Source organism: Streptomyces thermovulgaris, from assembly GCF_002155915.1.
Lineage (GTDB): Bacteria > Actinomycetota > Actinomycetes > Streptomycetales > Streptomycetaceae > Streptomyces > Streptomyces thermovulgaris.
The window spans coordinates 1-10,572 of record NZ_MUME01000191.1 but is presented as its reverse complement, the minus strand read 5'-3'; the positions used below and the strand labels follow the sequence as shown (position 1 = coordinate 10,572).

Genomic DNA, 10,572 nt, shown 5'->3' with positions numbered 1-10,572 from the left:
CGCGCCCGGGGCGCACCAGGGCGTCCGCCGCCTCCTCGGCCGCCCGTGCGTCCAGCCCGTGGCGCACCGCGTCCGCGCGCAGCTCGGCACGCGCGCCCTCCGCCCCGCCGTACACCGCGCGGGAGCCCTCGGCGGCGAGGATCTCCGCACCCGTGAACGCCGCCGCCCCGAAGACATGGTCGAAGTGCGGATGGGTCAGCGCGAGAAGCGTCACATCGCCGCCGGCCAGCCCGCGTGCCTGCGCGCGCAGCCGTGCGCCCTCCGCCAGGCTCGACCCCGCGTCCACGAGCAGTACGTGGTCCGCCCCGACCACCAGCCCGACGGTGCAGTCCCACCCCGGAAGACGTACGCGCCCGACGCCGTCCGCCAGCCGTTCCCATCCCGACTCTTCCCACGTCACGCTCATGGGGAGACGCTAGTGCCAAGGCGCAACCGCCTTGCCCGGGGTATACCCGGCAGCCGTACACTGTGCGAGTAAAGCTGGCACTCTTACGCGTCGAGTGCCAAGCGGGGAAGCCGACCAACGACTTCTGGAGGTGTGCGCGATGCTCAGCGAGCGGAGACTTCAGGTATTGCGCGCGATCGTCCAGGACTACGTCGGCACTGAGGAGCCGGTCGGCTCCAAGGCCCTGACCGAGCGGCACAACCTCGGCGTCTCGCCGGCCACGGTCCGCAATGACATGGCGGCCCTGGAGGAAGAGGGCTACATCGCCCAGCCGCACACCAGTGCCGGACGTATCCCCACCGACAAGGGGTACCGCCTGTTCGTCGACAAGCTGGCCGAGATCAAGCCGATGAGCGCGCCGGAGCGGCGTGCCATCCAGAACTTCCTCGACGGCGCCGTCGACCTCGACGACGTGGTGGCCCGCACGGTGCGACTGCTCGCGCAGCTGACCCGGCAGGTCGCCGTGGTGCAGTACCCGTCGTTGACCCGTTCGACCGTGCGGCACGTGGAGCTGCTGTCGCTTGCGCCCGCCCGCCTGATGCTGGTGCTGATCACGGACACCGGCCGGGTCGAGCAGCGGGTGATCGACTGCCCCGCCCCCTTCGGGGAGACCTCCCTGGCCGATCTGCGGGCGCGGCTGAACAGCCGGATCGCCGGCCGCCGCTTCCGGGACGTCCCGCAGCTGGTGGAGGACCTGCCCGAGAGCTTCGAGGTCGACGACCGCGGAACCGTCTCGACGGTGCTGTCCACGCTGATGGAGACGCTCGTCGAGGAGAACGAGGAGCGGCTGGTGATCGGCGGCACCGCCAACCTGACCCGCTTCGCGCACGACTTCCCGCTCACCATCCGGCCGGTCCTGGAGGCGCTGGAGGAGCAGGTCGTCCTGCTGAGGCTGCTCGGCGAGACGAAGAGCACGGACATGACCGTGAGCATCGGTCACGAGAACGCCCACGAAGGACTCAACTCCACGTCCATCGTGTCGGTCGGCTACGGTTCGGGCGGCGAGGCAGTGGCCAAGCTCGGCGTGGTCGGACCGACCCGCATGGACTACCCGGGAACGATGGGAGCAGTACGCGCAGTGGCACGGTACGTCGGACAGATCCTGGCGGAGTCGTAGGTGGCCACGGACTACTACGCCGTTCTCGGCGTGCGTCGCGACGCGTCGCAGGAAGAGATCAAGAAGGCCTTCCGGCGGCTCGCGCGCGAGCTGCACCCGGACGTCAATCCGGATCCGAAGACCCAGGAGCGGTTCAAGGAGATCAACGCCGCCTACGAGGTGCTGTCGGACCCGCAGAAGAAGCAGGTCTACGACCTCGGCGGCGACCCGCTCTCGCAGTCCTCCGGCGCCGGTGCGAGCAGCGGCTTCGGAGCGGGTGCCTTCGGGAACTTCTCCGACATCATGGACGCGTTCTTCGGCACGGCGTCCCAGCGCGGACCGCGTTCGCGCACACGCCGGGGCCAGGACGCGATGATCCGCATCGAGGTCGAGCTGGACGAGGCGACCTTCGGCACGACGAAGGACATCCAGGTCGACACGGCCGTCGTGTGCAACACCTGCAACGGCGAGGGCGCGGCCCCCGGCACCAGCGCCCAGACGTGCGACATGTGCCGCGGCCGCGGTGAGGTCTCCCAGATCACCCGGTCCTTCCTCGGCCAGGTCATGACCTCCCGCCCCTGCCCCCAGTGCCAGGGCTTCGGCACGGTGGTGCCCACCCCGTGCCCGGAATGCGCCGGTGACGGCCGTGTCCGCGCCCGCCGCACGCTGACCGTGAAGATCCCGGCCGGTGTGGACAACGGCACCCGCATCCAGCTCGCGGGCGAGGGCGAGGTCGGCCCCGGCGGCGGCCCCGCCGGCGACCTCTACGTCGAGATCCAGGAACTGCCGCACCCGGTGTTCCAGCGGCGCGGCGACGACCTGCACTGCACGGTCACCATCCCGATGACCGCGGCGGCCCTCGGCACCAAGGTGCCGCTGGAGACGCTGGACGGTCTGGAGGAGGTCGACATCCGTCCGGGCACCCAGTCGGGCCAGTCGATCCCGCTGCGCGGCCGGGGTGTCACGCATCTGCGCGGCGGCGGACGCGGCGACCTCATCGTGCACGTCGAGGTGCAGACCCCGACCAAGCTCGACCCCGAGCAGGAGCGCCTGCTGCGCGAGCTGGCCAAGCTGCGCGGCGAGGAGCGCCCGCAGGGGCAGTTCCAGCCGGGACAGCAGGGGCTGTTCGCACGGCTGAAGGACGCGTTCAACGGGCGCTGACGCGAGCGCGGAGCCCGGCCGGGAACCGGGCCGCCCCCGCGGCGGAGGCAGCAGGCCCGGTCGGCAGCGACCATTCCCGTGATCACCCGCGGTGTCCGGGTGCCCGCGGCCGCCCGCGGCCGAGGGGCGTGTCCGGCGGGCGCCGGAGCCGGTCCCGGAAGGGTGTCCCCGGCATGGTTCGGAGGGGTTTCCCCCGGTGTGCGCCGAAGGGTGCCCGGATGCGGACGTGTGCGGAGGACGTGACACCATGCGGTCATGTCCTCCGCACTGACCGATCTCTTCCCGTACCCGATCGTGCAGGCGCCCATGGCGGGCGGGCCCTCGGTGCCGGGGCTGGCCGCCGCGGTGTCCGACGCGGGCGGGCTGGGATTCCTCGCCGCCGGGTACAAGACCGCGGACGGCATGTATCAGGAGATCAAGCAGCTGCGCGGGCTGACCGGCCGTGCCTTCGGCGTCAATGTGTTCATGCCGCAGCCGGAGAGCGCCGAGCCCGGCGCCGTCGACCTCTACGCCCAGCAGCTGGCCGGCGAGGCCGAGTGGTACGACACCGAGCTGGGCGACCCCAGGAGCGGCCACGACGACGGCTACGACGCCAAACTCGCCGTCCTGCTGGACGACCCGGTGCCGGTGGTCTCCTTCCACTTCGGGGTGCCCGACCGCGAGGTGGTGGACGCGCTGCACCGGGTCGGCACCTTCGTCCTCGCCACCGCCACCACCGTCGAGGAGGCGCTCGCCGTGGACCGGGCGGGCGCGGACGCGGTGATCGCCCAGGGCGTGGAGGCCGGAGGCCACCAGGGCACCCACCGCGACCTGCCGGAGAACGACGGGGCCGGGCTCGGCGTCCTGTCGCTCGTCGCCCAGGTCCACGAGGCGGTGGACATCCCGGTCGTCGCGGCCGGGGGCATCATGCACGGCAGCCAGATCGCCGCCGTCCTCGCGGCCGGCGCGAGCGCGGCCCAGCTCGGCACGGCCTTTCTCGCCACCCCCGAGTCCGGGGCGTACCCCGTGCACAAGCAGGCGCTGACCGACCCGCTGTTCCCGCACACGGAGCTGACCCGGGCGTTCACCGGACGGCCGGCCCGCGGACTGGTCAACCGCTTCATGCGGGAGCACGGCCCGTACGCGCCCGCCGCCTACCCGGAGGTCCACCACCTCACCGCCCCCCTGCGCAGGGCGGCCGCCCGGGCGGGCGACGCGCAGGGCATGGCACTGTGGGCGGGGCAGGGCCACCGGATGGCCCGTGAGGTGCACGCGGGACGGCTGGTGGAGGAGCTGATGACCGAGTACGACGCGGCCAGGACGGGGCTTGCGGCCCGTCCGGGGACGGGAGGTGGCGCGCGATGACCGCGCCGGTGTTCGTCGTCGACCGGCTCGACGGCATCGGGACGGAGTTCGTGCTCGACGGCCCCGAGGGACGGCACGCGGTCACGGTCAGGCGGCTGCGGCCGGGCGAGGACGTGGTCCTCACCGACGGCCGGGGGCGCTGGACCGAGGGCGTGGTGAAGGCCGCCGAGGGCAAGGACCGGCTGGTGGTCGCCGACCTGGCGGACCCGGCCGAGGAACCGCCCCCGTCGCCCCGCATCACCGTCGTCCAGGCCCTTCCCAAGGGCGAGCGGGGCGAACTCGCCGTGGAGACGATGACCGAGGTCGGCGTCGACGCGATCGTGCCGTGGTCCGCGTCCCGCTGCATCACGCAGTGGCGGGGCGAGCGGGGCCTGAAGGCGCTCGGCAAGTGGCGCTCGACCGCCCGCGAGGCGAGCAAGCAGTCCCGCCGGGTCCGCTTCCCCGAGATCGCGGACGCGGCGACGACCCGGCAGGTCGCCGCACTTTTGGCCAAGGCCGACTTCGCCGCCGTGCTCCACGAGACCGGCGAGGAACCCCTGGCCACCGCCGAACTCCCCGCCGAGGGCGAGATCGTGCTGGTCGTCGGCCCCGAAGGCGGCGTCTCCCCCGAGGAGTTGGAACTCTTCCGGGAGGCGGGCGCGAAGGCGTACGTCCTCGGCCGCACCGTGCTGCGCACCTCGACCGCGGGCACGGCGGCCACCGCTCTGCTCCTGGGCCGCACGGGCCGCTGGTCCTGACCGGCGGCCACCGCCCCCGCCCCGTGCCGGCGGGGCGCGGACGGCGCGGGATCCGGGTGCGACGGGCGCACCCCGGTCGCCCGGAGGGGCACCGGTGCGCCGTGCGGCGCCGTGGACGCCCATGAGGGCGCGGGCGCACGCGACAGGCGTGGCCATATGCGCTCTACCGCCTCGGGCCCGGCGGTGGCACGCTGCCGGACATGAGGGGACCGGGGAGGATTCCGCACCTGCCGCGCAGGCGGCGGATCATGGCCGGGGCGGTGCTCGCGGCGGGCGCCGTGGGCGGTGTCGTCGCATGCGATCCCGGCGGGCTGAACACCGCGTCGGTGGCGTACACGACCGACAGGACGGCCACCGCGGAGCTGAACCGGCAGAACACGTCCGTGCGCTGGCTCGACTGCACGGGCCGCCACGGCGACGGGGCGCGCACGTCGTCGGCGTCCGGGAACGCCGTGGTCACCGTCGACTGCCGGGGGGAGACGAGGGACGGCCGGAAGATCACCGTCACCGGGGAGGTCACCCGGGCCGTCGACGGCGCCTGCGTACGCGGGAACCTGGTCGCCGAGGTGGGCGGGAAGGAGCTGTTCCGCGTCAGCGGCCTCGGCAACTGCGAGGCCACGGCCCGGCCGACGCACCAGCCGCCCGTCACCCGCCGTCCCGCCCCCGGGCAGCCGGGCCCGACGGTCACGGTGACCGTCACCCGGACGATCTGGTGCCCGGACAACCCCGCCTGCGGGCCCGTCCAGGGCAAGTGAGCCCGGCTCCCACGGCGTGACGTGCGGAGAGTGAATGCGCCTTCGCCCCCTGTCGGCGGACGCCGCCGCTGCGTAGGGTGATCGAGTGACTCAGTCCGTAACGTCTTCGTCTGCGTATCTTCGGTTCCCGCATCCGCACGGCGAGCTGGTCGCCTTCACCGCCGAGGACGACGTGTGGCTCGCGCCGCTGGAGGGCGGCAGGGCCTGGCGGGTCAGCGCCGACAACGTGCCGGTGAACCATCCCCGCATCTCGCCCGACGGCACCACCGTCGCCTGGACCTCCACCCGGGACGGCGCCCCCGAGGTGTACGTCGCCCCCGTCGACGGCGGCCCCGCCCGGCGTCTGACCCACTGGGGCAACTGGAGGACCCAGGTGCTCGGCTGGACCCCCGACGGGAAGGTCCTCGTGATCAGCGCCCACGGCCAGGCGAGCCTGCGCCGCACCTGGGCCCACGCCGTCCCGCTCGACGGCGGACCGGCCACCACCCTGCCGTACGGGCCGGTCGGCGGCGTCGCCCACGGCCCGCACACCGTGCTGCTGTCCGCGACGATGGGCCGCGAGGCGGCCTGGTGGAAGCGGTACCGGGGCGGCACGGCGGGCAAGCTGTGGATCGACCGCGAAGGCGACGGCGAGTTCGTACGGCTGCACGAGGAACTGGACGGCAACCTGGAGTACCCGCTGTGGGTCGGGGACCGGATCGCGTTCCTGTCCGACCACGAGGGCACCGGTGCCCTGTACTCCTCCCTCGCGGACGGCTCCGACCTGCGCCGCCACACCCCCCTCGGGGACTCCCCGGGCCCGGACGGGGCCGGGAGCGGAGGAGGCTTCTACGCCCGGCACGCCGCCACCGACGGCAGCCGGGTCGTCTACTCCAGCGCCGGTGAACTGTGGCTGCTCGACGACCTCGACGGCGCCGAGCCGCGCCGGATCGACATCCGGCTCGGCGGCCCCCGCACCGACCTGCGGCCCCGCCCGGTCAACGCCTCCCGCTGGTTCGGCTCCGCCTCTCCCGACCACACCGCGCGCGGCAGCGCCGTCTCGGTGCGCGGCTCCGTCCACTGGATCACCCACCGCTCCGGCCCCGCCCGGGCGCTCGCCGCCGAACCCGGTGTGCGCAACCGGCTGCCGCGCACCTTCCGCGCCGACGGCGAGGAGTGGGTGGTGTGGGTGACGGACGCGGAGGGCGAGGACGCCCTGGAGTTCGCGCCCGCCACCGGCCTCGCCCCCGGCGCCACCCCGCGCCGGCTGGGCGCCGGGCAGCTCGGCCGGGTCCTGGAACTCGCCGTGTCCCCCGACGGCGCCCGGGTGGCCGTCGCCTCGCACGACGGACGGCTGCTGCTCGTCGAACGCGAGACCGGCGAGGTCCGCGAGGTCGACCGCAGCGAGTACGGCGACGTCGACGGCCTCGCCTTCTCGCCCGACTCCGCCTGGCTCGTCTGGTCGCACCCCGGGCCGCGTCCGCTCAGCCAGCTGCGCCTGGCCAACACCACCGACCTGTCGGTCACCGAGGCGACCCCGCTGCGCTTCCGCGACTACGCCCCGGCCTTCACCCTCGACGGCAAGCACCTCGTCTTCCTCTCCCAGCGCTCCTTCGACCCCGTCTACGACGAACACGTCTTCGACCTGGCCTTCGTCGACGGCACCCGTCCGTATCTGATCCCCCTGGCCGCGACCACGCCCTCCCCGTTCGGCCCGCAGCGGCACGGCCGGCCCTTCGAGGCCCCCGACAAGGAGGAGACCCCCGACAGCGAGGGCGCCCCGACGACCCGCATCGACATCGAAGGGCTCGCCGACCGCATCGTGCCCTTCCCGGTCGAGGCCGCCCGCTACTCCAACCTGCGCACGGCCAAGGACGGCGTGCTCTGGCTCAGACACCCGGTGCGCGGCGTCCTCGGCGCCTCCCGCGCCACGGACGACGACCCCGACCCCAAGACCGAGCTGGAGCGCTACGACCTCGTCCAGCAGCGTCTCGAGCAGCTGGCCTCGGACGCCGACCACTTCGAGGTCAGCGGCGACGGCAAGCGCGTGCTGCTGTGGACCGACGGCAAGCTCAAGGTCGTCCCCAGCGACCGGCGCGCCTCGGGCGACGAGGACGGCGACTCCCATGTCACCGTCGACCTCGGCCGGATCCGGCAGACCGTCGAACCTGCCGCCGAGTGGCGGCAGATGTACGAGGAGACCGGCCGCATCATGCGGGACCACTTCTGGCGGTCCGACATGGGCGGCGTCGACTGGGACGGCGTCCTCGAGCGCTACCGGCCCGTCCTGGACCGCATCGCCACCCACGACGACCTGGTCGACCTGCTGTGGGAGGTGCACGGCGAGCTCGGCACCTCGCACGCCTATGTCGTCCCCGTCGGCCACGACCGCGGACCCCGGCAGGGACTGCTCGGCGCGGACATCTCCCGGCACGAGGACGGCAGCTGGCGCATCGACCGGATCCTGCCCTCGGAGACCTCCGACCCGGACGCGCGCAGCCCGCTCGCCGCTCCCGGCGTCGCGGTGCGCGCCGGGGACGCGATCGTCGCCGTCGGAGGCCGGCCGGTCGACCCGGTGACCGGACCCGGCCCGCTGCTGGTCGGCACGGCGGGCAAACCGGTGGAGCTCACCATCTCGCCCGCCGGCGGCGGCGGTCTGCGGCACGCGGTCGTGATCCCCATCGCCGACGAGGAACCCCTGCGCTACCACGCCTGGGTCGCCGACCGCCGGGCCTGGGTCCACGAGAAGTCCGGCGGCCGGCTCGGCTATCTCCACGTGCCGGACATGCAGGCCCCCGGCTGGGCGCAGATCCACCGCGACCTGCGGGTCGAGGTCGCCCGCGAGGGCCTGATCGTGGACGTCCGCGAGAACCGCGGCGGCCACACCTCCCAGCTCGTGGTGGAGAAGCTGGCCCGGCGGATCGTCGGCTGGGACCTGCCGCGCGGCATGAAGCCGGACAGCTACCCCCTGGACGCCCCCCGGGGCCCGGTCGTCGCCGTCGCCAACGAGTTCTCCGGCTCCGACGGCGACATCGTCAACGCGGCGATCAGGGCGCTGGGCATCGGACCGGTCGTCGGCACGCGCACCTGGGGCGGCGTCATCGGCATCGACAGCCGCTACCGCCTGGTCGACGGCACCCTGATCACCCAGCCGAAATACGCGTTCTGGCTGGAGGGATACGGATGGGGCGTGGAGAACCACGGGGTGGAGCCGGACGTGGAGGTCGTCCAGCGCCCGCAGGACTACGCGGCGGGAAGGGACGCGCAGCTGGACGCGGCCGTCCGCATCGCGCTGGAGGCCCTGGAGACGACCCCCGCGAAGACCCCGCCGGAGCTGCCGTGACCGCGGCCGCCCCGTGAGCGCGCGCCGGCGCACCCCCCACCGGACCGTGCGGGGTGCGCCGGCGCCGATGACTACCATGACCCCCGTACTCGATCGATCCAGGAGGCACCGCATGGCTGGGGAACCCCAGGACGACTGCCTGTTCTGCAAGATCGTCGCGGGCAGGATCCCCGCGACGGTCGTCCGCGAGACGGACACCACCCTCGCCTTCCGCGACATCAACCCCCAGGCGCCCACCCATGTTCTGGTGATCCCCAAGGCGCACCACAAGGACGCCGCCGCCCTGGCCGCCGCCGCCCCGGACGTCGCCGCGGACGTCCTGCGCGAGACGCAGGCGGTCGCCGAAGAGGAGAAGCTGGACAGCTACCGCATCGTGTTCAACACGGGCTCCGGCGCCGGCCAGACCGTCTGGCACGCCCACGCCCACGTCCTCGGCGGCCGCGGCCTGCAGTGGCCCCCGGGATGAGCCGCGTCGGGTGAGGCCGCGTCATGTCCGTTCGTGAACTGGTCGTCCTCGGCACCGCCAGCCAGGTCCCGACCCGGCACCGCAACCACAACGGCTATCTGCTGCGCTGGGACGGCGAGGGCATCCTGTTCGACCCCGGCGAGGGCACCCAGCGGCAGATGCTGCGCGCCGGGGTCGCCGCGCACGACCTGAACCGGATCTGCGTCACCCACTTCCACGGCGATCACTGCCTCGGCCTGGCCGGAGTGATCCAGCGCATCAACCTCGACCGGGTGCCGCACGAGGTCACCGCGCACTACCCGCGCTCGGGCCGGCACTTCTTCGAGCGCCTGCGGTACGCCACCGCCTACCGCGAGACGGTCCGGCTCACCGAGGCCCCGGTCGACGCCGCCGGGGTCCTGGTGAAGACCCCGGCGTACACCCTCGAGGCCCGCCGCCTCTCCCACCCGGTGGAGTCCTACGGCTACCGGCTCGTCGAGCCCGACGGACGCCGGATGCTGCCCGACCGGCTGGCCGCGCACGGCATCGAGGGCCCGGACGTGGGCCGTCTGCTGCGGGAGGGCTCCCTGAACGGGGTGCCGCTGGAGGCGGTGAGCGAGGTGCGGCGCGGACAGCGGTTCGCGTTCGTCATGGACACCCGGCTGTGCGAGGGGGTGCACGCGCTCGCCGAGGGCTGCGACCTGCTCGTCATCGAGTCGACCTTCCTCGACGAGGACAGGCAACTGGCCGTCGAGTACGGACATCTGACGGCGGGACAGGCGGCGCGCGCGGCCCGGGACGCCGGGGTGCGGCACCTCGTCCTCACCCACTTCAGCCAGCGCTACGACGGCGCCGGGGAGGAGTTCGAGCGGCAGGCGCGGGCGGCCGGCTTCGACGGGGAGCTGACCGTGGCCCGGGACCTGCAGCGGATACCGGTGCCCAAACGCCGCTGACCGGGCCGCACGGCGGCCCGGCGCCCCCTGCCCGGGCCGGACGCGCCTTGACCGGGGACACCCCGGGCCCGGGCCGGACGGCGCAGGCCGCCGGGCCCGGCCGGTGCCGCTTCCCGACGGCGGACGGCGGAGCCCGCGCGTCCCGCGCCGGACGGAGTCGACACGCCGCCGGTGCTCTGGTGCACACTGGCCGGACCCGCACCATGTCAGGGAGCACACCGTGACCCCGTCCAGCACGTTCACCGGAGAGGAACCGGAGTGCCCGGAGGACCGGGAGTACGTCCTCGGAGCACCCCATGCCGACCCCCACCCCC

The 10,572-nt window shown here is 73.8% G+C and carries 9 protein-coding genes; 8 read left to right on the top strand and 1 reads right to left on the bottom strand.

What is annotated here, in order from left to right; all coding sequences use genetic code 11:
- Positions 1 to 406 (bottom strand): MBL fold metallo-hydrolase (locus CCN35_RS16470; protein WP_143631590.1); only part of this gene is annotated, 406 nt, incomplete at its 3' end.
- 139 nt (positions 407 to 545) lie between these two features.
- On the opposite strand from CCN35_RS16470, the gene hrcA reads away from it, so the two are divergent.
- The 8 genes from hrcA (at position 546) to CCN35_RS16430 (ending at position 10,258) form a co-directional block, all read left to right on the top strand.
- Positions 546 to 1,562 (top strand): heat-inducible transcriptional repressor HrcA, encoded by a 1,017-nt coding sequence (gene hrcA, locus CCN35_RS16465; protein WP_067389993.1) that lies wholly within the window; start codon positions 546 to 548, stop codon positions 1,560 to 1,562.
- The gene (dnaJ, locus tag CCN35_RS16460) at positions 1,563 to 2,702 is read left to right on the top strand and encodes a molecular chaperone DnaJ (RefSeq protein ID WP_067389996.1); all 1,140 of its coding nucleotides are present in this window, start codon (positions 1,563 to 1,565) and stop codon (positions 2,700 to 2,702) included.
- Positions 2,703 to 2,957: 255 nt separating this feature from the next.
- The gene (locus CCN35_RS16455) at positions 2,958 to 4,046 is read left to right on the top strand and encodes a nitronate monooxygenase (protein WP_086793291.1); all 1,089 of its coding nucleotides are present in this window, start codon (positions 2,958 to 2,960) and stop codon (positions 4,044 to 4,046) included.
- Positions 4,043 to 4,783, top strand: coding sequence for a 16S rRNA (uracil(1498)-N(3))-methyltransferase (locus CCN35_RS16450; protein ID WP_086793289.1), 741 nt, complete (start codon positions 4,043 to 4,045; stop codon positions 4,781 to 4,783). The genes CCN35_RS16455 and CCN35_RS16450 overlap by 4 nt, the downstream gene beginning before the upstream one ends.
- Before the next feature lie 200 nt (positions 4,784 to 4,983).
- Positions 4,984 to 5,538 carry a hypothetical protein gene (locus CCN35_RS16445; RefSeq protein ID WP_236560553.1) on the top strand — a complete coding sequence of 185 codons (555 nt, stop codon included), beginning with the start codon at positions 4,984 to 4,986 and terminating at the stop codon, positions 5,536 to 5,538.
- A gap of 85 nt (positions 5,539 to 5,623) precedes the next feature.
- Positions 5,624 to 8,860, top strand: coding sequence for a S41 family peptidase (locus tag CCN35_RS16440; protein ID WP_067390008.1), 3,237 nt, complete (start codon positions 5,624 to 5,626; stop codon positions 8,858 to 8,860).
- Positions 8,861 to 8,972: 112 nt separating this feature from the next.
- Positions 8,973 to 9,326, top strand: a complete 354-nt coding sequence (locus tag CCN35_RS16435; protein WP_067390009.1) for a histidine triad nucleotide-binding protein — start codon at positions 8,973 to 8,975, stop codon at positions 9,324 to 9,326.
- A 23-nt stretch (positions 9,327 to 9,349) separates the two neighbouring features.
- Entirely contained in the window at positions 9,350 to 10,258 is a 909-nt protein-coding gene (locus CCN35_RS16430; protein WP_067390012.1) for a ribonuclease Z, read from the top strand.
- Positions 10,259 to 10,572: the final 314 nt, after the last annotated feature.

Coding starts and splice junctions, on each gene's coding strand:
- CCN35_RS16430 (WP_067390012.1), top strand. CDS start 9,350: ATGTCCGTTCGTGAACTGGTCGTCCTCGGCACCGCCAGCCAGGTCCCG.
- CCN35_RS16445 (WP_236560553.1), top strand. CDS start 4,984: ATGAGGGGACCGGGGAGGATTCCGCACCTGCCGCGCAGGCGGCGGATC.
- hrcA (WP_067389993.1), top strand. CDS start 546: ATGCTCAGCGAGCGGAGACTTCAGGTATTGCGCGCGATCGTCCAGGAC.
- CCN35_RS16435 (WP_067390009.1), top strand. CDS start 8,973: ATGGCTGGGGAACCCCAGGACGACTGCCTGTTCTGCAAGATCGTCGCG.
- CCN35_RS16450 (WP_086793289.1), top strand. CDS start 4,043: ATGACCGCGCCGGTGTTCGTCGTCGACCGGCTCGACGGCATCGGGACG.
- CCN35_RS16455 (WP_086793291.1), top strand. CDS start 2,958: ATGTCCTCCGCACTGACCGATCTCTTCCCGTACCCGATCGTGCAGGCG.